The following is a 21,470-nucleotide window of genomic DNA, read 5'->3' as shown; positions in this document are numbered from 1 at the left end:
AGCCATTAGCTCAGTAGGTAGAGCATCTGACTTTTAATCAGAGGGTCGGAGGTTCGAGTCCTCCATGGCTCACCATAGCGCGGAAGTAGTTCAGTGGTAGAACACCACCTTGCCAAGGTGGGGGTCGCGGGTTCGAGTCCCGTCTTCCGCTTGGGGCGGGGCCTTAGCTCAGCTGGGAGAGCGCCTGCTTTGCACGCAGGAGGTCATCGGTTCGATCCCGATAGGCTCCATCAAGAGCAGACTGCTTGACAACCACAAGCAGCCTGCTCTTTTTTGTTATATCGGTATAAATATTCAAAATTTTGTCAAGTTGAGTCATCCCCTTTCTTTCCTCTACAATAAAGACGTAACAGGAACCGGAAAGGAGTGGGAGACAGCATGAAGCCAATTTCAATTATCGGGGTTCCGATGGATTTAGGGCAGACACGCCGCGGCGTTGATATGGGGCCGAGCGCAATGCGTTATGCAGGCGTCATCGAACGTCTGGAACGTCTTCATTACGATATTGAAGATTTGGGAGATATTCCGATTGGGAAAGCAGAGCGGTTGCACGAGCAAGGAGATTCACGGTTGCGCAATTTGAAAGCGGTTGCGGAGGCGAATGAGAAACTCGCGGCGGCGGTTGACCAAGTCGTTCAGCGGGGGCGCTTCCCACTTGTGTTAGGCGGCGACCATAGCATCGCCATTGGCACGATCGCCGGGGTGGCGAAACATTATGAGCGGCTTGGAGTGATCTGGTATGACGCGCACGGCGACGTCAACACCGAGGAAACGTCGCCGTCTGGAAACATTCATGGCATGCCGCTGGCGGCGAGCCTCGGGTTTGGCCATCCGGCGCTGACGCAAATCGGCGGATACAGCCCCAAAATCAAGCCGGAACATGTCGTGTTGATCGGCGTCCGTTCCCTTGATGAAGGGGAGAAGAAGTTTATTCGCGAAAAAGGAATCAAAATTTACACGATGCATGAGGTTGATCGGCTCGGAATGACAAGGGTGATGGAAGAAACGATCACCTATTTAAAAGAACGAACGGATGGCGTTCATTTGTCGCTTGACTTGGATGGCCTTGACCCAAGCGACGCACCGGGAGTCGGAACGCCTGTCATTGGAGGATTGACATACCGCGAAAGCCATTTGGCGATGGAGATGCTGGCCGAAGCACAAATCATCACTTCAGCGGAATTTGTCGAAGTGAACCCGATCTTGGATGAGCGGAACAAAACAGCATCAGTTGCTGTAGCGCTGATGGGGTCGTTGTTTGGTGAAAAACTCATTTAATGCATGTGGGCAAAGAGGGTTGGTTGCGGGATTCACGGATATGATGATGATTTGTTCCCGCTGTTTGCGAAAGAGGGGCTGCCATTTGTTTGGCGTCCCCTCTTTTTCAGTTGTATGATACAATAAATATGTTGCATGAAACTTTTCTTGATCGAGCGCCGTAATATACAGTAAGCCGTGAGGCGGGGGTATTGTATTTTATGGATCTATTTATTAAAAAGAGAATTAAGGCGATCCAAAAAGGGGATCAAAACGCATACGCGGATCTTGTCGATTTGTATAAGGACAAGATTTACCGCCTTTGCTATCGAATGCTTGGCAATCGGCATGAGGCGGAAGATGCGGCGCAGGAGGCGTTCATCCGCGCCTACATCCATATTGATACGTACAATCCAGAAATGAAGTTTTCCACTTGGCTGTACCGGATCGCGACGAACTTGACGATCGATAAATTGCGGAAACGGAAGCCGGACGTGTATTTAGATGAAGAGGTCGGAGGCACGGACGGGTTGACGATGCAGGCTCAGCTTCCTTCCCGCGAAGCATCCCCGGAGGAGGCAGTGGAAAGCCTGGAGCTGCAAGAGACGGTGCAGCGAGCGATTGAGCAGTTGCCAGAAAAGTATCGAAGCGTGATCGTGTTGAAATATATGGAAGATTTGTCCTTGCAAGAAATCAGCGAGATTTTAGGGTTGCCGGTCGGCACGGTGAAAACGCGGCTGCATCGCGGCCGCGAAGCGTTGCGCAGGCAATTGGGTCATTTATAAGAGGGTGGGAGACTATGGAATGTCCGAAAGAAATCGTGTTGCTCATGCACAGCTATTTTGATGGAGATCTCCAGCCAGAAGGAGAGCAGCAGCTGAAAGAACATTTGCGTTCGTGCGCTGCGTGCGCTGCCCATTTTCACGAGCTGAAAAAGACGGTTGCTTTCCTCCAATATGCCGCCCACGTTGCGGCGCCGCCGTCGTTTGCAGCCAAGGTTATGGAGGCGATGCCGAAAGAGAGAAAGACCGCGCGGCTGCGCCGCTTCCTGCATCGCCACCCGCTGCTTACGGCTGCCTCGTTGTTTTTAGCGCTCACTTTAGGCAGCTTAGCTTCTTCATGGGGGGAAAGAGGCGCGTTTTCCGTCTCAGCTGATGAACATGTCATCATCCGCGATCATACTGTCATCGTGCCGAAAGGAGAAACGGTCAAAGGGGATATTGTCGTCCGCAATGGCTCGATTCGGATTGAAGGAACGGTTGATGGGGACGTGACTGTGATCCATGGAAAGAAATATATGGCGTCCGCCGGGCAAGTGACAGGGGAAGTGGAGGAAATTAATCAAGTGTTTGAATGGATTTGGTATAATATTAAAGAAAGGTTCAATCGTGCGCTCCAATCGATTGAATGATGGCAGCCATCGTTCGATGGCTTTTTCCGTGGCCATCAACAGATTGGAATTAGAGATAAAGGAAGTGTGAAGATGTCCTTCGGAGAGCTCCCCATCGTGTCATATTTGTTAAAAGTGGTTGATATCCTTGTCGTTTGGTATGTGATTTACAAGTTGATCATGATGATTCGCGGGACGAAGGCCATTCAGCTGTTAAAAGGCATTTTTTTAATTATTTTGGTTCGTTTCGTGAGCAATTATCTCGGTTTGACAACGCTGCAATGGCTGATGGATCAGGCGATCATTTGGGGATTTCTCGCGATCATCATCATTTTTCAACCAGAATTGCGGCGCGCCCTTGAGCAGCTCGGCCGCGGACGGCTGTTCACCCGCAATACGGTCAATGAAGATGAAGAGCGGATGCGAATGGTGGAGGCCATTGTAAAAGCGACCGAGTATATGGCGAAGCGACGCATCGGCGCGCTGATTTCCATTGAGCGGGAAACCGGAATGAACGATTATGTCGAAACCGGCATTATGTTAAACGCACATGTATCGCCGGAGCTGCTCATTAATATTTTCATTCCGAACACCCCACTTCATGACGGAGCGGTGATTATTCAAAAAAATCAAATCGCTGCGGCCGCTTGTTATTTGCCGCTATCGGAGAGTCCGTTCATTTCAAAGGAACTCGGGACGCGCCATCGGGCGGCGCTCGGCATCAGCGAAGTGACGGACAGCGTCACCGTTGTCGTGTCGGAAGAGACAGGAGCAGTATCGTTGACGAAAAACGGCGAGCTGTACCGTGATTTAACGATCGATGAGTTTCGGGAGCTGTTAACGGGGGAACTTGCTCCTGCGACGAAGGCGTCCGCTTCTTCCCGTTGGCAATGGAGGGGGAAGAAACATGGATAAGTTGATGGACCATCCTTGGTTTATTCGTGTCGTCTCTTTATTGCTGGCGATTATGCTGTATATGTCGGCCAATGTCGGGGCGAAAACAGGGGAAACGCGCAATACGTTTGGCCAGGAGGATACGGAAACGTTAGTCGACATCCCGGTTGTCGCTTATTATGATGAAGAAAACTTGGTTGTGTCCGGCGTGCCGAAATATGTGAACGTCACGCTCCAAGGCCCGGCAAGCATCGTCAAACCAACGGCTTTGCAGCGAAATTTCGAGGTGTACGTCGATTTAACCGATTTGCCGTTAGGAACATACACGGTGCCGATCAAATACAAGGACATCTCGGAAAAGCTGAAGGTGAATATCCAGCCGGCTTCAGTGAAAGTGACGATCCGTGAAAAAGTATCGAAACGCTTTTCGGTCGGCGTCGAATTTTTCAATCGAAACAAAATGCCTGATGGCTACTCTGTCGGAGAGCCGACCGTAAAGCCGGGCGCTGTGACGATTACCGGAGCGAGAGAGCTGATTGACGAGATTTCGTTTGTCAAAGCGATCGTCGACTTGGAGGGAGCGACGGAAACGCTGACGAGGGAAGCACGGGTTCGGGTGTATGACCGGCACGGCAATGAAATGAATGTCGAGCTGCAGCCATCGACCGTTGAAGTGACCGTTCCGGTGGAAAGCCCGAGCAAAACGGTGCCGATTCAAGTGGGGACAACCGGGGAGCTGCCGGATGGGGTGCATCTTGTCAGCGTTGATCCGGAGCCGGAGCGGGTGACGATTTATGGGCCGAAGGATGTGCTGAACCGTATTGACAAGCTGGAAGGGTTGACCGTTGATTTGGACGATATTACGGATGATTCGACGGTAGAGCTCAACGTTCCGCTCCCTGATGGGGCAAAAAGCGTCAATCCAGACAAAATCAAGGTGCATATTGATGTAGAAAAAGATGTCACACAAACGTGGAAAGACGTGCCGATCGCTGTCGTCGGCTTGCCGGATTCATACAAAGCTGAATTTGTCAAACCGCTTGAAGGCAAAATTACGATCCGCCTTGTCGGTCCGCCCGATGCCGTCCGTGGGTTGACAAAAGACGATATTCATTTGTATGTCGATGTGAGTGGACTTGACACTGGTGAACATCAAGTTCCTATTCAATGGAACCACCCTGAACAAGTCCAATGGCAGCCGTCATCAGAAACGGCGATGGTTCACATTAGCGAAAAAGCAGTTGCACAATAAATTGTACAAGTAAGGAGAGAGTGACCGAATGGGCAAATATTTTGGCACTGATGGTGTACGTGGAGTCGCAAATCGCGAATTGACGCCAGAGTTGGCGTTTCAAATCGGCCGCTGCGGCGGATATGTGCTGACGAAAAGCGTTGAGCGCCCGAAAGTGCTGATCGGGCGCGACACCCGCATTTCCGGCCATATGCTGGAAGGCGCCCTGGTCGCCGGGCTTTTGTCGATCGGGGTCGAGGTGATGCGCCTTGGCGTCATTTCCACCCCGGGCGTCGCCTATTTAACGAAGGCGCTCGGAGCGCAGGCCGGCATTATGATTTCCGCCTCGCACAACCCGGTGCAAGATAACGGCATTAAATTTTTCGGTCCGGACGGGTTCAAGCTGTCGGATGAGCAGGAAGCCGAAATTGAAGCACTCATCGACAATGGGGAGGATATGCTGCCGCGGCCGATCGGGGCTGGGCTTGGGCAAGTAAACGACTATTTTGAAGGCGGACAAAAGTACTTGCAGTATTTAAAACAAACGATCGATGAAGAAGATTTTTCCGGGATGAAAATCGCCCTCGACTGCGCGCACGGGGCGACGTCATCGCTGGCGACGTACTTATTTGCCGATTTGGATGCGGATGTCGTGACAATGGGGGCTTCGCCCAATGGGCTCAACATTAACGAAGGAGTCGGTTCCACCCATCCGGAAGCGTTGGCGGCGTTTGTCAAAGAAAAAGGAGCCGATGTCGGGCTCGCCTTTGACGGCGATGGCGACCGCCTCATCGCCGTGGATGAACGCGGCAACATTGTTGACGGCGATCAAATTATGTACATTTGCGCCAAATATTTAAAAGAAACCGGCCGCCTCAAGCACCAAACTGTCGTCTCGACGGTCATGAGCAACCTTGGGTTTTACAAGGCGCTTGAGGCGCAGGGAATCAAAAGTGTACAAACGGCGGTCGGCGACCGCTATGTCGTCGAGGAAATGAAGAAGAACGGCTATAATCTCGGCGGCGAGCAGTCCGGACATATCATCTTCCTTGACTACAACACGACGGGGGACGGAATGTTGACGGCGCTCCAGCTTGTCAACATCATGAAAATCAAAGGCAAGCCGCTTTCCGAATTGGCGGGGGAAATGAAAAAATACCCGCAGCTGCTTGTGAACGTCCGGGTGGCCGATAAGGAAAAAGCAATGGAAAACGAACAAGTGAAAAAAGTGATCCAGGAAGTGGAGGCAGAGATGAACGGCAATGGCCGCGTTCTTGTCCGCCCATCGGGGACTGAGCCTCTTGTGCGCATTATGGCGGAGGCCCAAACCGAGGAAGCGTGCCGCGCCTACGTTGAGCGGATCGCGGATGTCGTCCGCCGTGAAATGGGAGTGGAATAACCGACCGCTTGGACAACCACCCTATGCATAGACGGAACGTTCGCTTCCGTTTATGCATAGGTTATTTTATATAAAGGGATGGATAGATGATAGTTGACGCCGCTGGGAATGTCCTGTAATATTAACGTTGTTGCCTTTTTCTTGAAAGGAGGCGATGGAAGGGCGAAGAGCGGAACATGGTGAAGTGATGGCTTGCCGCAACCGTAGGCATGGCCAACAAAGCAAAAAGGTGGTTGGTTGTTGCATCGGTTTTGACGAGACAAAAGCGCCTGGACTAAGCGTTGGACGGAAGAACGCTTAGTTGACGAGGAGGAGGTTTATCGAGGTTTTCGGCGGATGCCTCCCGGCTGGAGCGATGACAGCCGCAAGTCCTCTCTTAAAACAAAGGGGTGACCCTTTGCACAAAGGGGAGGATGTCATCGCGCGAAACGAAGAAGGGAGTCTGCCGCATTGACGGCGAGACCCCGAACATGTTCTTTGACAACTGAACAGGAAAGACGGTTCTCGTTAGCGGCAGCCTCCAAGATGAAAAGGAGGAACATTTGCCATGTGCGGCATTGTTGGCTATATCGGTTATCAAGATGTGAAGGAAATTTTATTGCGCGGATTGGAAAAACTCGAGTATCGCGGCTACGATTCGGCGGGGATCGCCGTATTGAACGAAAGCGGCGTGCATGTGTTTAAGGAAAAAGGACGGATCGCTGATTTGCGCCGCATCGTCGACCCGAACGTCAACGCGACGGTCGGCATTGGCCATACACGCTGGGCGACACACGGGGCGCCAAGCCGAGTGAACGCCCACCCGCATCAAAGCGCCTCAGGCCGTTTTACGCTCGTGCATAACGGCGTCATTGAGAACTATGAAATGGTCAAGCGCGACTACTTGGCCGATGTCACATTCCAAAGCGACACGGACACGGAAGTGATCGTTCAGCTCGTGGAGAAGTTCGTCAACGACGGACTGGCAACGGAAGAGGCGTTCCGAAAAACGCTCTCGCTGCTAAAAGGATCGTACGCCATCGCCATGATCGATGCGCAAGACGAAAACACCATCTATGCGGCGAAAAACAAAAGCCCGCTTCTCGTCGGCTTGGGCGATGGGTTTAACGTCGTGGCGAGCGACGCGATGGCGATGCTTCAAGTGACGAATCAATTCGTCGAACTGATGGATGGGGAGCTCGTTATCGTCACGAGCGAGAACGTCACGATTCAAACGCTCAACGGCGAGACAGTCGAACGGAAGCCGTTTACGGCCGAGCTCGATGCAAGCGACATTGAAAAAGGAACGTATCCGCATTACATGTTGAAAGAAATTGACGAGCAGCCGTTCGTCATCCGCCGCATCATTCAAAAATACCAAGATGCCAACGGTGAATTGGCCATTGACAAAGCGATCATCAACGAAGTGCTGAACGCCGACCGCCTGTACATTGTCGCGTGCGGAACGAGCTACCACGCAGGCCTTGTCGGCAAGCAGTTGATCGAGTCGTGGGCGAAAATACCAGTCGAAGTGCATATCGCCAGCGAATTTTCGTACAACATGCCGCTGTTGTCGGAAAAGCCGCTCTTCATCTTTATCTCGCAAAGCGGCGAAACGGCCGACAGCCGCGCTGTGCTCGTGCAAACGAACAAACTCGGCCATAAAGCGATTACGATCACGAACGTCCCAGGTTCGACGCTGTCGCGGGAAGCCGATTATACGCTCCTGTTGCACGCCGGTCCGGAAATCGCCGTTGCCTCGACAAAAGCCTATACGGCGCAAATTGCCGTGTTGGCAATTTTGGCGGCGGCCGCGGCAAAAGCGAAAGGCTTTGAGCTGGACTTTGACTTGACGAAAGAGCTTGCCATCGTCGCCAATGTGATGGAAATGCTGTGCGATGCGAAAGAGGAAATGGAGAACATCGCGAGCGACTACTTGACCCTGACGCGCAACTGCTTTTTCATCGGCCGCGCCGTTGACTACTATGTCTGCCTAGAAGGCGCGCTGAAGCTGAAGGAGATCTCGTACATTCAAGCGGAAGGGTTCGCCGGCGGCGAGCTGAAACACGGCACGATCGCCTTGATTGAGAACGGCACGCCGGTGATTGCGCTTGCCACTCAGGAGCACGTGAATTTGAGCATTCGCGGCAACGTAAAAGAAGTCGTTGCCCGCGGCGCGAACCCGTGCGTCATCTCGATGCGCGGCCTGGAAGGCGACGGCGACCGCTTTATCATCCCATCCGTCCATCCGGATCTTACGCCGCTTGTCTCCGTCGTGCCGTTGCAGCTGATCGCCTACTATGCCGCCTTGCACCGCGGCTGCGACGTCGACAAACCGCGCAACTTGGCGAAGAGCGTGACGGTAGAGTGAGCGGTTCGTTGGTCGGAAAGGCTGTTGTTAAGTGACAAAAAAGTTGTATACTGGACTCTTTAAAATGAGGGTGTCCCATTTTCTACTTTTGGGACACCCACTTTTTTTAAGGGGTATTCTTCCATCCACTTTTTCAATAAAGGATTATGCCATCTTTCGTTTTCTTGAAAACTTGTGTTCGTCCGCTGTATTGTAAGTTGTGAAATCTCCCTATGTTTCTTAAAAATGAAAAGCTAGACAGATATAATTAGCTTGGATAAAATGGAAAATAAGAACATCTACACAACTGAAAAACACGATTTTTACGGAAGGAGGAGTTCCATACATGGATGCCAAGGCGAAAAAAACGGCTTTACGTGGAATTACATACGGTTTATACATTGTCGGCACAAAAGATGAAAACGGTACTGCCAATGCTTTTGCGGGAAACTGGCTGACACAAACGTCTTTTAATCCTCCATTGGTAGCGGTTGCAGTGAAAGTAGGCACCCGTTCCCAAGAGCAAATTGCCAAAAGTGGCGTATTTAGCGTCAATATTTTGGAAACAGGCCAGAAGGATATGGTCACCGCTTTCTTTAAATCTTTAGAACCGGAAGGAAATAAGCTGGCAGGGTACGAATTCTATACCGAAGAAACAGGATGTCCGATTTTTAAAGATGCGCTCAGCTTCTTTGAGTGCAAAGTTGTCGAAAAAGTAGAAAAAGGCGATCACTATATTTATGTAGGCGAAGTCATCAATGCCGGTGTGCATCGGGAAGGAGATCCGCTGACACTGAAGGAAACCGGATTTTATTACGGAGGGTGATTGGGGTACTCCTAACGTACAAGACTGTTATAAGCGGTTGCGAAAGGAACGGATATAGAAACCACTGTATGGATGAGATGAAGCAGGCGGAAAAAGCCTACTTCATCTTTAGCAATCGAACTAACGTTTAAAATTATGTTAATAAACAACGATAAAAGGAATAATGATCAGCTTGTTTTAGAAAACATCAATGAATCAATAATATATATCAAAGTTGCATACCTCTTTCATACATCTAAAGTTCATAGTACACCTTATTTATATGTGATAAATCAGTCAGAAGAAATCGAGATTAGTACAGGGATGAAAAATCCTAAAGAACTAAGTCTTATGTTAATTGATGGAAGATTTCAGAGCAACCACCTAAAAATACACGAAGGTAACCAATTAGTGATGCAGATCCCCCATTGTCTCCAAGAGTGAATGGAAAAATTAGTTTTTCAACAACAATCCTTTGACATCATACTTCTAAAAGAGAGGCCATTTCGCCAGACACTGTACATTTCATCACAAAACCGAGAATCATAATGATTTACCATTGTTAGAAATATACCAAAGCTGGTCATATCATGGTTGAACTTAAGAAACAACAAAAAAGCAATAGTGATGGTTGGGCGTAAATATTAAAGAATTTTCCGAATCATTTTTGGAAGCCTTGTTTATCGTCGGATAAAGATTATCAGATTCATTTGAACGAAATGGTTAACCTAATATTTCACATCGTATACTATTTTTCTTTTTAAAAGATGCTTATACATACATATAAGGAGGGTTTTTATGAAGGATATCCGAATGACGGTGGTCCTTACGTTGTTGTTGCTATTGGTGCTAGTTGGCTGTGCCAAACCGAAAGTGGAGCAAACGGTAAAATTAGGTGGTGCGGTCAAAACAATCGGTGACCTAGTGGTGCTAAGCGGAAACAGCAATCTGCCAAAAGGCGCCGTCGTGCAAATTGTGATGAAAGAAATCGAGGGGGGCAAACAGGTACTCGAGGAAAAAGTAAACGTTGGGGAAGACGGAAGTTATTCATGGAGCGCGAAAAGACCGGAGCGAGCTAAGGAATATGAGCTGGATGTGATGTTTTTGCCAGAACTGCAGCCGAAGCACGTAAAAGAGAAGTATGGTGAAAAGGGAGAGCTTATCAAAAAAGACTCGTCGGGCAGAGTAGAATATCAAACAGACGGACAAACCTATGTAGGAATTAAAATGTATGACCGCATCTTGAAAATAGGCGATGGAATGGGAGGACAGCAATCCATGTTAGCAGAAACATTGCCTCCCCCGGCACCATCTTATTAAAATGCAAGCACTGGCAGCTTACAGCCGAAAGGAACATCAAGCAATCGGTTGCCCATGCTCCGAAGGAGGGGGATCAGCCTTATGAAGAAATGGAAACTCGCCTTGACGGTGCTGGCGGATTTGTTGCTTACCATTTTCACGATTATGGCGATTATCGCGTTTGCGCAAAGCTATTCCTTGTTTCCGAGCCCGCAAATGGTCACGGTATTTTGGCAGCAATTTCAGCAGCTGTTTTGGAGCTTTTTTTCTATTCGTGATATAACGGTTTCGCTCTCGCAATGGCACAATGCTCCCCTGCTCTCAACGATGATGGAGCCGTATGCCTATTCCCTTATTATTTTATGGGGGGCGCTGGCTGTTTCCTTCCTTATAGCCGTTACGGGAGCCTACATCTGCTTTTTGCTTCCGCGTCCGCTGCAAAAAATGGTTAAAGGAATCGCGTTTTTTCTTGAGTCGATCCCCGATGTTATTTTTATTTTTTCTACGCAACTGTTTGTCATCTGGGTGTTTAAAAAGACAGATTTGCTTATGGTCAATCCTGTTGCCGGTTTTGACAATGTATACGTGCTGCCGATTGTCATGATTTCCATTTTGCCTTCCATTCTGCTGTTCCAAATGACATTTCTTGCGTTTACGGAGGAAAAAGACAAGCCATACGTCGAATATGCGCTAGCGAAAGGATTGTCAAAAACGGCAGTGCTATGGCGCCATATGTTCCGCAACGCGCTGATCACCGTGTTTTCTAACGTCCAATATTTGTTTTGGTTTATGCTGTCGAACTTGTTAGTGGCGGAATATTTGTTTAATATGCATGGATTTTTCCGGTTTTTGTATGAGCAGCGCCATACGCCGGAAGTAGTGGCTATCGGTCTTGCCATGTTGTTTTTGCCGTTTTACCTCATTGATGTGGCCGGGAAACGAGTGATTGCTTATTTGACGGGAATAGAGAGGGGTGTAGCGTGATGCGTGCATTCCGCAACGTTTATTTTACGACAGGGTTTATCATCGCGGCCGGTCTATTGCTGGCCAGTTTTTTCTATTCTTATTGGCTGAAAGACATCATTCCACAGCCGCCGAAGCAGATCTACAATGAGGCTGGTCGGCTCGTTGACGTTCCTCCGTACCCGCCGAGCTGGGCCCATCCGTTTGGCGTCGATCGCCAAGGCGAAGATGTGTTTTGGAAGGTCATCGATGGGGCGAAATATACGATTTTCACCGCATTGGCGGTCAGTTTGCTGCGGCTGGCGTTCGGGACGGTCGGCGGAATCATGTATGCTTTTTATTTACAGAAATTTCGTTTTATTGCCGAGTCCATCGTCCGCGCCTTTCGGTTTGTGCCGGCGATATTTTTAACGATGCTCTTTTTTGCTTTCATTCCATTGGAGGAGCAAGGAGCTGGAATGGGAGTGTTGATAAAACAACTATTGGTGCTTGCGGCTGTTGCGCTTCCGCCGTTAATGCTGGTCATCGGCAATGATATCGCTGTCTTTTTGCAAAATGAATTTGTCGTTTCTTCCCGGCTGATGGGAGCTGATAACGTTTGGCTCATCCGCAAGCACGTTCTCCCGTATATGCGGCCGCGGCTGTTTTTGCTGTTTACCCAGCAGACTGTGCAGTCGCTCTTGCTGCTTGTGCATCTCGGGGCGTTTCAAATATTGCTAGGAGGCGTAAAAGTTATATACGATTCCGATGGGTTGGGCCCTCCCGAGAAGGTGGCGTTCTCCCTTTCGAATGAATGGTCCGGCTTGATCGGTCTTTCCTATCGGGAAATGATGCTTGACCAATGGATTGTTGTCGGGCCGTGTGTGGCCTTTATCGTTGCGATTTTTGCCTTCAAATTAATGGGGAAAGGGTTAGAGCAAGTAATTGCTGGAAAAGGAAAACGGAAGCAGCGGAAAAAGCAATGGAGTTCATCGGGAAAAACCGCTTCTTTTCCGCCGCAGCAGGGCGATTTTGAATTTGTACTTTATAGATAGGCTATCCTAAAAATACATGAGGGGGGATGGAGTTGCGTGATCGCATCGACTTCTTATGCAAGACCATTTTGGCGATAAAAACAGCGGGCCGATTGGTCCTCGGGATTGATGGGCTAAGCCGATCGGGCAAAACGACATTAGCCAATCAGCTGAGTCAAACGTTGCGGGAGCAAGGCATCTCCGTGTGCGTTTTTCACATGGATGATCATATTGTCGAGCGAGCCAAACGTTATCATACGGGAAACGAGGAATGGTTTGAATATTATTATTTACAGTGGGATGTGGAGTGGCTAACGCATCAGTTGTTCCGTCAACTCAAAGCATCCCACCAGCTGACCCTTCCGTTTTATGATCATGAGACCGATACGCACTCCAAGCGAACGGTTTATCTCTCTGATTCGGACATGATCATGATTGAAGGTGTTTTTCTGCAAAGGAAAGAATGGAGGCCGTTCTTTGATTTCGTCGTCTATTTGGATTGTCCGCGGGAGATTCGCTTTGCCCGTGAAAACGATCAAGTGAAACAAAACATCCAAAAGTTCATCAACCGGTATTGGAAAGCAGAAGACTATTATTTGGAAACCGAAGAGCCGATTAAACGGGCGGATGTTGTTTTCGATATGACCTCATGATCGGGAATCTTTGGTAGGGTTTGTTCCTTTGCGAGGATGACGATGTTGGAAAAGAAAACATCGAATCGATCATCGATAATTTCATACAATTTGTTGAATAATCAACGAATTGTCTTGATCTAACCATTGAAAGTGCCCTCATTCTTTTATAATGATAGACAGGTGTTGATGAAATTTATGGATTGAAGGAGGGTATCCTATTATGATTTCCGCGAAAGCACTGGCTGTCGATGAAAAACGAGTAATTGGGGGGAGTGCGGTTAAATAGCAGAATCGGGCCTGACGGGCCGAACGGCGGCTTTTTCCGGGATGGAAAGCGAATCGATTGGTAATGGGCGGCGTGGAAGTGAATACGGTGTGCCTGTCGTCTCAATAGGTATGGTCGGGCGTTACCGTGTGGGGACGTCTTTTCTTTTTGCTGTTTTGCAGAAAAAATTTAATTTAAATCAACAATTATTTATTGATAAACGATAAGACGTTCATTACAATAAAGTCGAAAACGAGTCACTGAGGTGTTTCGATGAAACGGGAAACGTTGTTTTTGAAGGCGTCTTTAGTGTTGATCGGCCTTCCGGTTTTGGCATTGTGCCTATTTTTGGTGCCTGCGCTTGCGAAGGTGGCTGTCAAGCTGGTGCCAACGTTCCCTTGGATCAAGTATTTTGTTTATCTTGTGTTTGAGGCGTCCGCGCTGCCGTTCTACTTCGCTTTGTATCAGGCGTTCCGGTTGTTAGTGTATATTGACCGAAACGACGCGTTTTCCGAGGCGTCGGTGAAAGCGTTAAAGACGATCAAACATTGCGCCGTCGCCATCAGCGGGCTGCATTTGCTTGTCTTGCCGCTGTTTTACTTGTTCGCCGAGAAAGACGACGCTCCGGGTGTCATTTTCGTCGGTCTGATTGTGCCGTTTGCGTCGCTTGTCATCGCTGTGTTCGCCGCGGTTTTGCAAAAGCTGCTGCAGCAGGCGATTGAAATCAAACAGGAAAATGAGTTGACCGTTTGAGGTGGATGATATGCCGATTATCGTCAATCTTGATGTCATGCTGGCGAAGCGGAAGATGAGCGTCACTGAGCTGTCGGAGAAAGTCGGGATCACGATGGCGAACTTGTCAATCTTGAAAAACGGGAAGGCGAAGGCGATCCGTTTCTCGACGTTGGAAGCCATTTGCAAGGCGCTCGACTGTCAGCCCGGGGACATTTTGGAGTATCGAAGTGATGAAGGGAAGTCAAATCCGTGAGCAGGGAGGAGACGGCTTGAAAGGGAAAAAACACGAGATAGCGGTGAACGAATCTCCACCGTTTGGCCTCATGATCGTCCAAATGCGCCAGTTTGGCAGAACGTCGCGGCTCATCAAAGCGTTTGTGCAGCTTGTTCGCTTCGGTTGGGCGCAGGCGCAATCCTGCGTGTTTCCAGTCGTCATTTTTGCCTCATTGGCGCTGACGAAGCTCGCGTCGCTTCCGTTATGGCCGCGGTATGATTGGATGCTCATCATCTGCCTTCTCATGCAATGGTGGATGGTGCGGTCAGGTCTGGAAACGCGGGATGAGCTTAAGGTGATCACCTTGTTTCACGCCATTGGGCTCGCACTTGAGCTGTTTAAAGTGCATATGGGGTCGTGGTCGTATCCGGAAGAGGGGTATACGAAAATCTTTGGCGTGCCCTTGTACAGCGGGTTTATGTATGCGAGCGTCGCCAGCTATCTTTGCCAGGCGTGGCGAAGGCTGAAGGTGGAGTTGGTGCAATGGCCGCCGTTTTGGATGGTCGTTCCTCTCGCTTCGGCGATTTACTTGAATTTTTTCACCCATCATTATTGGCTGGACGTTCGTTGGTGGCTCTCAGCCCTCGTCATGCTTGTCTTTTGGCGGTCATGGGTGACGTATGAGGTCGGAGGAGTCCGCTACCGGATGCCGATTGTTTTGTCTTTTTTGCTGATTGGGTTTTTCATCTGGATCGCGGAAAACATCGCCACCTTTTTTGGCGCTTGGCAATATCCGAACCAGGTGAAGGCGTGGAGCCTTGTTCATCTTGGGAAGGTGAGTTCGTGGTGTTTGCTTGTTATTGTCAGTTTTCTCATCGTGGCGACGTTAAAGCAAGTGAAAACAATGGCTGTGACAGGGGCAGTGGAGCGTTCACATGAAGATGGAAAATCGTTGTAAGCCGAGCAGGGCGGGGATTTGGCTGGTCGTTGCTCGGCTTTTTCCTTGATGAGCCGCCCGCTCCTCACGGAAGCTGTGCCTTGATTTCTTCAATTTGCGCGAGGTGGCGCTGTTCATGGTAGCCGACAAATTCCACCCATTGCTTCAAATTCAGTGGCCCAAAAATTGGATGCGGGAACGATTTGGCTTCCAAGTCAGCCGGATTGGCTTGCTCCGTGATTTGGCGCAACCGCTGCCGCGATTGATGCAATTTTTCTTCCAGTTCGTGTCGAGTGAAAAAGCGGTTGTCCGGGCGGGCGAAATCAGGCGCCTCCACTTTTTTCGAACGATCAACGGTCAAGTGGATCGGTTTCTCCTCGACCGGTTGGCTCTCGCCATGCTTTAATGTATAGGCGATCATGGATGTGATCGATGTTTCGATTAAGTACAGGTGTTCGAGCACTTGGGCGATCGTCCAACTTCCGTCCGCCACTCGGGTGTTCAGCTGTTCGTCCGACAGCCCGGAAACGCTTTTGATCAGCTGTTGGCGCACTCGCTCATTAATGATCCATCATGTTTCCCTCATTTCGATGTAGATTTGGTTTCATCGTACGATAAGGAAGATCAACCGTAAAGCCGTTTTGTGTTCGCCGTGATCATGGTTTTGACTTGTTCGATATCTCGGCCATAGTGTGCCGCCACGGCTCGCGCGGAGTCCAATAGCCATAACGGCGTTGTCAGTTTTCCGGCAAACGGGCCTGCAAACGGCCATGGGCCATCGGTTTCAAGGAGCAGCTGCTCGATGGGAACGAGGGATAACAGCTGCTTGTCGCGCTCGCGGTAGCACACTTCCGGCGTGATGGAGATGTAGTAGCCGCATTGGACGATTTGTTTGACCACGGCAGGCTCGGCCTTCAGCCAGTGGAAATGGGCTTGTCGGACGCCAGTTTGCTGCAAGATGGCCAAGGCGGTTTGGGCGCGGTCGTAGACGGCGTGAAGAACGAGCGGCAAGGAGGCATCCGCGGCGATGGCCGCGATTTCGGTTAATCGTTCTTGATACGCGGGCAGCTTGGCGCATGCTTCCGCTGAATAGTATGGCAGCCCGACTTCGCCGATGGCGGCGAGCAGCGGCCGCTCTTGCTTGACAAGTTCTGTCCATTCGTTCCAATCGGCTTCGCTTGGCAGCGGTTGCTCGGGATGAAAACCGATGGCGGCGTAGACGAAGGAAGGGAATCGCTGTTTCAACTCGAGCGTTCGGCAGCTGGAGCGCAAATCGGTGGATACGGCGACGACGCCGATGATGCCCGCTTCTTGCCAACGGTTGATTTGTTCATCGATGTCCGTGTACTGGTCGAGATGAATATGAGCGTCGATCATCCACAGCGACCTCCCCTGTCCTTTTTGCCGTCCCGCTGGCTGAGGCTTTTCGCCTTTTCATCCCCATTCCTTATCAATCTGGTACTTGCGGATGCGGTATTGCAAGTTTTGTCGGCTCAAACCAAGCGCTTTGGCCGTTTTGGTGATGTTGAAGCCGTGATGCTGCAGCGCCTTGCGGATGTAGTAAATTTCGACTTCTTCCATGTATTTGTCAAGAGGCAAAATGTCTTCCGTATCAAATAAAAAGTCCGTTTTCGTTTCGTCGGGCGCAAGCTTGGCTCGAAAAGGGGCAGGCAGATGGGCGAGGGTGATGGTTTGTTCTTGTTCCATCGTCGCCATCGTTTCCAATATGACGGCCTCAAGCTCGCGCACGTTGCCGGGCCAGCTGTAAGCAAGAAACGCCTCTTGCACGTCATCGCCGAGTCCTTCGACATGTAGGCCATAGCGCTCGTTGCCTTGACGGATGAAATGGATAGCGAGCGGCAAAATGTCCTCTTTCCGTTCGCGCAACGGCGGCAGGACGATGCAGTGGACGGCAATTTGGTAGTAAAGCGATTTGAGCAATTCCCCTGCTTGGACGGCATCGATCGGGTCTCCGCTTGTCGAGGCGATGAGGCGAACGTCCGCACGAACCGGTTCTTGGCCATGGGCGCGGACAAACTGTTTTTCTTGCAGGAAACGGGCAAGTTTTTGTTGAAGCGGCAGGCTTAACGAGTCAATATCGTCAAGCAGGACGGTGCCGCCGTCCGCTTGTTCAAACAAGCCGGGCTGGATCTCGCCGTCTTCTTCGCTGCCAAACAGCATCGTTTCCATCCAATCGTCCGGAAGCGACAAACACGTTTGCGCAAAAAACGGCTTAGCTCGCCGTTCGCTTTCGTGGTGAATGCAGGAAGCGAGCAAGTCTTTTCCTGTCCCTTTCTCCCCAATGAGCAGCACAGACGCCTCGGAGCGGGCGGCATGACGAGCAAGGCGGATGGCCTTTTGCATGGCTTCGCTTTGGCCGATGATGTCCGCAAACGTGCGACCGGCTTCACCGCGTTGGTGGTGCTCTTGGATCAGCTTGCGGAATTTGGTGATGTCTTTGGCGATTTCCACGGCGCCGATGATGCGCCCGTCTTTTTGCAGCGGGTGTGTTTGATTGACCGTTGTCACGGCTTGTCCTTTGTTATTGAAATAGGTTTGCTGCTTGTTCAGAATGCTTTCACCGGTGCGCAGCGCTTCAAGCAATGTGCTCGGCTGCTCCGGGTTGAAGCGGAAGACGTCTAAAATGTTTTTATCGAGCACGTCCTCAACGTCCATTCCTTCGATCTCCCGCATCTTCCGGTTGTAAATGACGGTTTTTCCATGTTGGTCGACCGCATGGACGCCAAGGTCGATCATTTCAAGAATTTGCTCGTACATTGATAAAAGCGTTTCCATATCACGGTTCACGATCAGCACCTCTCTTTTTTGTATTATAGCATAAGGTGGACGGGAGACAGGAAGGGAAAGAAAGATGTGAAAAAATTTTTTGCTAAATATATTGAAAATAGAAAAAAATAATTTCATAATAAAGTTGTAATACATTATAAATTGAAAAATAATTTTGCATAAAAGGAGGTTGCTATTCGTTTGATAAAAATGTAAGCGATTGCGGAATCTATCATAGAGAGGGGAGAGTTTTCGGATGCAACCAGTGCAAGAACTGAAACGAGAGCTAAAAAGCAGGCATTTATTTATGATCGCGCTAGGCGGAGTGATCGGCACTGGTTTGTTTTTAGGATCGGGTTATACGATTCATGAGGCGGGGCCAGGAGGGGCCGTCGTTGCTTATCTTTTTGGCGGATTGGTCATGTATTTGACAATGCTTTCGTTAGGAGAATTGGCCGTGAGAATTCCCGATGCCGGATCGTATCAGACGTATGCGACGAAATTCATCTCGCCGGCGGTCGGGTACTGCATCGGTTGGCTTTCATGGCTGAACTGGTCGGTGACGGTCGGCATCGAGCTGCTCACGGTCAGCATTTTGATGAAGCGATGGTTTCCTGATGTGCCGACATGGGTGTTTTGTGCGGTCTTCGCTTTGCTCTTGTTTTTGATCAACGCCTTGTCTGTCAAAGGATTTGGCGAGGTGGAGTTTTGGTTTTCGAGCATCAAGGTGCTGACGGTGATCGCCTTTATTGTTCTTGGTCTGGCGGCGATGTTCGGAGTCATCCATATGAAAAATGGACAACCTGCTCCGTTTTTCTCGAACTTTACAGACCATGGGGGCTTGTTTCCAAATGGGTTTTGGGCGATCTTTACGACGATGATCCTCGTGAACTTTTCGTTCCAGGGGACGGAATTGGTCGGCGTGGCGGCAGGGGAAAGCCGCGAGCCGGAAAAAACGGTGCCGGTTGCGTTGCGCAACACTGTATGGCGCATTTTGATCTTCTTTATTTTGGCCATTTTTGTGTTGGCTGGTTTGTTTCCGTGGGAGAAAGCCGGTGTTGTTGAGAGTCCGTTTGTGGTGGTGTTTGACAATATCGGCATTCCGTATGCGGCCGATATCATGAACTTTGTGATTATTACCGCTGTGCTGTCGGTGGCCAACTCAGGCTTATATGCGACATCGCGCGTTCTTTGGTCGATGTCGCGTCAAGGCATGGTCAGTCCGTTTTTTAGCAAGCTATCGAAACGCGGCGTGCCCATCAATGCGCTGATTGCCAGCATTGCCATCGGCTGCTTGTCTCTGTTGTGCAGCGTGTATGCGGAAGATACGGTGTACGTCTGGCTGACGGCGATCGCGGGATTTGGCGCCGTCACGGTGTGGGCTTCCATCGCGCTGTCCAGCTATTTTGGAAGGAAAGCGTTTTTGCGTGAAGGCGGCGATGTGCGCGATCTGAAATACCGGACGCCGTTGTACCCGTTCGTGCCGTTGGCCGCGTTTGCCTTAAATATGGCGACGATTGTCGGACTAGCGTTTATCCCGGATCAACGGATCGCCCTTTACTGCGGCATTCCGTTTTTGCTCGCTTGCTACGGGTACTACCACCTTGTGGCGAAAAAGCGGGTTCAGCTTTTGCATGTGGAAAAAAGGGAGATGGAGGCCGCCAAGTAAAAACAATTGAAAAATGCCATAATCATTTGCATAATATAACTATGAAACCGTTTTATAACGAAAAATTTTTTTGCCTTTAAAAAGGAGGATGACGAAATGGTGCAGCCGTACAGACACGAACCGCTCACAGATTTTACCGTGGAAGCAAACCGCGAGGCGTTTTTAGCAGCGCTCAAAAAAGTGGAATCGGAGCTTGGGCGCGATTATCCGCTTGTGATCGGCGGCGAGCGGGTGATGACGGAAGACAAAATCACGTCGATCAATCCAGCGAACAAAGCGGAAGTCATCGGCCGGGTGGCGAAAGCGACCAAAGAGCTGGCGGAGCGGGCGATGAAAACCGCTGATGAGGCGTTTCGCACTTGGAGCCGGACGAGCCCGGAAGCGCGGGCCGATATTTTGTTCCGGGCGGCGGCGATCGTGCGCCGGCGCAAGCACGAGTTTTCCGCTTGGCTGGTGAAAGAAGCGGGCAAACCGTGGCGTGAAGCGGACGCCGATACCGCGGAAGCGATCGACTTTATGGAATATTACGGACGGCAAATGCTGAAGCTGAAAGACGGCATTCCGGTTGAGAGCCGTCCGGGGGAAACGAACCGGTTTTTCTACATTCCGCTTGGCGTCGGGGTTGTCATTTCGCCGTGGAACTTCCCGTTTGCCATTATGGCCGGAACGACGGTCGCTTCGCTTGTCACGGGCAATACGGTGCTGTTGAAACCGGCAAGCGCAACGCCGGTCGTGGCGTATAAATTTGTGGAAGTGTTGGAAGAAGCGGGGCTTCCGGCTGGTGTATTGAACTACATTCCGGGCAGCGGCGCAGAAGTCGGCGACTATTTGGTTGACCATCCGCGCACAAGATTTATCAGCTTCACCGGTTCGCGCGATGTCGGCATCCGCATTTATGAGCGGGCAGCGAAAGTGCACCCAGGGCAAATTTGGCTGAAGCGGGTCATCGCGGAAATGGGCGGCAAAGACGCCATCGTTGTGGACAAGGAAGCCGACCTGGAACTGGCGGCGCAATCGATTGTCGCGTCGGCGTTTGGCTTTTCGGGGCAAAAATGCTCGGCGTGCTCGCGCGCGATCGTTGTTCAAGATGTCTACGACCAAGTGTTGAACCGCGTCGTCGAGCTGACGAAGCAGCTCAACGTCGGCGACCCGGCGGAGCAAGCGACGTTTATGGGCCCGGTGATCGACCAAAACGCGTACAACAAAATTATGGAATATATCGAGATCGGAAAACAGGAAGGCCGTCTCATGACGGGCGGGGAAGGAGACGATGCAAAGGGCTTCTTCATCCAGCCGACAGTGTTTGCTGATGTCGACCCGAACGCGCGCATCATGCAGGAGGAAATTTTCGGACCGGTCGTGGCGTTTGCGAAAGCGCGCGACTTTGACCATGCGCTTGAGATCGCGAACAATACGGAATACGGATTGACAGGCGCCGTCATTTCGCGCAACCGGGCGAACCTCGAGAAAGCGCGGCACGAGTTCCATGTCGGCAACTTGTACTTCAACCGCGGCTGCACAGGGGCCATTGTCGGCTATCAGCCGTTTGGCGGCTTTAACATGTCAGGCACCGACTCGAAAGCTGGCGGCCCGGACTATTTGATTCTCCATATGCAAGCGAAAACCGTATCGGAAATGTTTTAATGGC

General features: G+C 50.4%; 20 protein-coding genes and 2 tRNA genes. 19 read left to right on the top strand and 3 right to left on the bottom strand.

Annotated elements, in window-relative coordinates; translation table 11 throughout:
* Positions 1-79: 79 nt before the first annotated feature.
* From ABS784_RS14610 to ABS784_RS14530, 17 genes are all read left to right on the top strand, one after another.
* Positions 80-151: transfer RNA gene (locus ABS784_RS14610), tRNA-Gly, on the top strand.
* Positions 152-157: 6 nt separating this feature from the next.
* Positions 158-230 (top strand) — tRNA-Ala (locus tag ABS784_RS14605).
* 148 nt (positions 231-378) lie between these two features.
* Positions 379-1,278, top strand: coding sequence for an arginase (gene rocF / locus ABS784_RS14600; protein ID WP_033024492.1), 900 nt, complete (start codon positions 379-381; stop codon positions 1,276-1,278).
* Between the two features lie 200 nt (positions 1,279-1,478).
* Positions 1,479-2,042 carry an RNA polymerase sigma factor SigW gene (gene sigW / locus ABS784_RS14595; protein ID WP_011229662.1) on the top strand — a complete coding sequence of 188 codons (564 nt, stop codon included), beginning with the start codon at positions 1,479-1,481 and terminating at the stop codon, positions 2,040-2,042.
* A gap of 14 nt (positions 2,043-2,056) precedes the next feature.
* Complete coding sequence (gene rsiW, locus ABS784_RS14590; RefSeq protein WP_011229663.1) at positions 2,057-2,668, top strand: anti-sigma-W factor RsiW; 612 nt, start codon at positions 2,057-2,059, stop codon at positions 2,666-2,668.
* A 72-nt stretch (positions 2,669-2,740) separates the two neighbouring features.
* Positions 2,741-3,562, top strand: a complete 822-nt coding sequence (cdaA, locus tag ABS784_RS14585) for a diadenylate cyclase CdaA (RefSeq protein ID WP_352512980.1) — start codon at positions 2,741-2,743, stop codon at positions 3,560-3,562.
* Positions 3,555-4,793 carry a CdaR family protein gene (locus ABS784_RS14580; RefSeq protein ID WP_050368067.1) on the top strand — a complete coding sequence of 413 codons (1,239 nt, stop codon included), beginning with the start codon at positions 3,555-3,557 and terminating at the stop codon, positions 4,791-4,793. Before cdaA ends, ABS784_RS14580 begins: the two co-directional genes overlap by 8 nt.
* Positions 4,794-4,821: 28 nt before the next feature.
* A complete protein-coding gene (glmM, locus tag ABS784_RS14575; RefSeq protein WP_352512978.1) occupies positions 4,822-6,171 on the top strand; it encodes a phosphoglucosamine mutase in 1,350 nt (449 codons plus the stop codon).
* Positions 6,172-6,718: 547 nt separating this feature from the next.
* Entirely contained in the window at positions 6,719-8,521 is a 1,803-nt protein-coding gene (gene glmS / locus ABS784_RS14570; RefSeq protein ID WP_352512977.1) for a glutamine--fructose-6-phosphate transaminase (isomerizing), read from the top strand.
* Between the two features lie 325 nt (positions 8,522-8,846).
* On the top strand, positions 8,847-9,326 hold the full coding sequence (locus ABS784_RS14565) for a flavin reductase family protein (protein ID WP_011886640.1): 480 nt from the start codon (positions 8,847-8,849) through the stop codon (positions 9,324-9,326).
* Between the two features lie 777 nt (positions 9,327-10,103).
* Entirely contained in the window at positions 10,104-10,625 is a 522-nt protein-coding gene (locus ABS784_RS14560) for a hypothetical protein (protein WP_008881522.1), read from the top strand.
* Between the two features lie 81 nt (positions 10,626-10,706).
* Entirely contained in the window at positions 10,707-11,588 is an 882-nt protein-coding gene (locus ABS784_RS14555) for an ABC transporter permease subunit (protein ID WP_352512974.1), read from the top strand.
* Positions 11,588-12,601, top strand: coding sequence for an ABC transporter permease (locus ABS784_RS14550; protein WP_352512972.1), 1,014 nt, complete (start codon positions 11,588-11,590; stop codon positions 12,599-12,601). The genes ABS784_RS14555 and ABS784_RS14550 overlap by 1 nt, the downstream gene beginning before the upstream one ends.
* Before the next feature lie 26 nt (positions 12,602-12,627).
* Entirely contained in the window at positions 12,628-13,233 is a 606-nt protein-coding gene (locus ABS784_RS14545) for a kinase (protein ID WP_011229690.1), read from the top strand.
* A 520-nt stretch (positions 13,234-13,753) separates the two neighbouring features.
* Positions 13,754-14,233 carry a DUF2975 domain-containing protein gene (locus tag ABS784_RS14540; RefSeq protein ID WP_352512970.1) on the top strand — a complete coding sequence of 160 codons (480 nt, stop codon included), beginning with the start codon at positions 13,754-13,756 and terminating at the stop codon, positions 14,231-14,233.
* A gap of 10 nt (positions 14,234-14,243) precedes the next feature.
* Entirely contained in the window at positions 14,244-14,468 is a 225-nt protein-coding gene (locus ABS784_RS14535; protein WP_025950374.1) for a helix-turn-helix domain-containing protein, read from the top strand.
* A gap of 16 nt (positions 14,469-14,484) precedes the next feature.
* On the top strand, positions 14,485-15,387 hold the full coding sequence (locus tag ABS784_RS14530) for a DUF817 domain-containing protein (RefSeq protein ID WP_352512984.1): 903 nt from the start codon (positions 14,485-14,487) through the stop codon (positions 15,385-15,387).
* A 64-nt stretch (positions 15,388-15,451) separates the two neighbouring features.
* Here ABS784_RS14530 and ABS784_RS14525 read toward each other — a convergent pair whose 3' ends face one another.
* The 3 genes from ABS784_RS14525 to ABS784_RS14515 all read right to left on the bottom strand — a co-directional run bounded on the left by ABS784_RS14525 (position 15,452) and on the right by ABS784_RS14515 (position 18,174).
* On the bottom strand, positions 15,452-15,919 hold the full coding sequence (locus ABS784_RS14525; RefSeq protein WP_352512968.1) for a DinB family protein: 468 nt from the start codon (positions 15,917-15,919) through the stop codon (positions 15,452-15,454).
* A 71-nt stretch (positions 15,920-15,990) separates the two neighbouring features.
* Complete coding sequence (locus ABS784_RS14520; protein ID WP_352512966.1) at positions 15,991-16,743, bottom strand: TatD family hydrolase; 753 nt, start codon at positions 16,741-16,743, stop codon at positions 15,991-15,993.
* Positions 16,744-16,800: 57 nt separating this feature from the next.
* Positions 16,801-18,174, bottom strand: a complete 1,374-nt coding sequence (locus ABS784_RS14515; protein WP_352512964.1) for a sigma-54 interaction domain-containing protein — start codon at positions 18,172-18,174, stop codon at positions 16,801-16,803.
* A gap of 235 nt (positions 18,175-18,409) precedes the next feature.
* On the opposite strand from ABS784_RS14515, the gene ABS784_RS14510 reads away from it, so the two are divergent.
* Together ABS784_RS14510 and pruA are read left to right on the top strand one after the other, a co-directional pair.
* Entirely contained in the window at positions 18,410-19,822 is a 1,413-nt protein-coding gene (locus ABS784_RS14510) for an amino acid permease (protein ID WP_352512962.1), read from the top strand.
* A 96-nt stretch (positions 19,823-19,918) separates the two neighbouring features.
* The gene (gene pruA, locus ABS784_RS14505; RefSeq protein ID WP_352512960.1) at positions 19,919-21,466 is read left to right on the top strand and encodes an L-glutamate gamma-semialdehyde dehydrogenase; all 1,548 of its coding nucleotides are present in this window, start codon (positions 19,919-19,921) and stop codon (positions 21,464-21,466) included.
* Positions 21,467-21,470 lie beyond the last annotated feature (4 nt).

Source organism: Geobacillus sp. G4, assembly GCF_040327975.1.
In the GTDB taxonomy this organism is placed as follows: Bacteria; Bacillota; Bacilli; order Bacillales; family Anoxybacillaceae; genus Geobacillus; species Geobacillus thermoleovorans.
This window is presented reverse-complemented; position numbering and strand designations above follow the sequence as displayed.

Coding starts and splice junctions, on each gene's coding strand:
- rocF (WP_033024492.1), top strand. CDS start 379: ATGAAGCCAATTTCAATTATCGGGGTTCCGATGGATTTAGGGCAGACA.
- sigW (WP_011229662.1), top strand. CDS start 1,479: ATGGATCTATTTATTAAAAAGAGAATTAAGGCGATCCAAAAAGGGGAT.
- rsiW (WP_011229663.1), top strand. CDS start 2,057: ATGGAATGTCCGAAAGAAATCGTGTTGCTCATGCACAGCTATTTTGAT.
- cdaA (WP_352512980.1), top strand. CDS start 2,741: ATGTCCTTCGGAGAGCTCCCCATCGTGTCATATTTGTTAAAAGTGGTT.
- ABS784_RS14580 (WP_050368067.1), top strand. CDS start 3,555: ATGGATAAGTTGATGGACCATCCTTGGTTTATTCGTGTCGTCTCTTTA.
- glmM (WP_352512978.1), top strand. CDS start 4,822: ATGGGCAAATATTTTGGCACTGATGGTGTACGTGGAGTCGCAAATCGC.
- glmS (WP_352512977.1), top strand. CDS start 6,719: ATGTGCGGCATTGTTGGCTATATCGGTTATCAAGATGTGAAGGAAATT.
- ABS784_RS14565 (WP_011886640.1), top strand. CDS start 8,847: ATGGATGCCAAGGCGAAAAAAACGGCTTTACGTGGAATTACATACGGT.
- ABS784_RS14560 (WP_008881522.1), top strand. CDS start 10,104: ATGAAGGATATCCGAATGACGGTGGTCCTTACGTTGTTGTTGCTATTG.
- ABS784_RS14555 (WP_352512974.1), top strand. CDS start 10,707: ATGAAGAAATGGAAACTCGCCTTGACGGTGCTGGCGGATTTGTTGCTT.
- ABS784_RS14550 (WP_352512972.1), top strand. CDS start 11,588: ATGCGTGCATTCCGCAACGTTTATTTTACGACAGGGTTTATCATCGCG.
- ABS784_RS14545 (WP_011229690.1), top strand. CDS start 12,628: ATGGAGTTGCGTGATCGCATCGACTTCTTATGCAAGACCATTTTGGCG.
- ABS784_RS14540 (WP_352512970.1), top strand. CDS start 13,754: ATGAAACGGGAAACGTTGTTTTTGAAGGCGTCTTTAGTGTTGATCGGC.
- ABS784_RS14535 (WP_025950374.1), top strand. CDS start 14,244: ATGCCGATTATCGTCAATCTTGATGTCATGCTGGCGAAGCGGAAGATG.
- ABS784_RS14520 (WP_352512966.1), bottom strand. CDS start 16,743: ATGATCGACGCTCATATTCATCTCGACCAGTACACGGACATCGATGAA.
- ABS784_RS14510 (WP_352512962.1), top strand. CDS start 18,410: ATGCAACCAGTGCAAGAACTGAAACGAGAGCTAAAAAGCAGGCATTTA.
- pruA (WP_352512960.1), top strand. CDS start 19,919: ATGGTGCAGCCGTACAGACACGAACCGCTCACAGATTTTACCGTGGAA.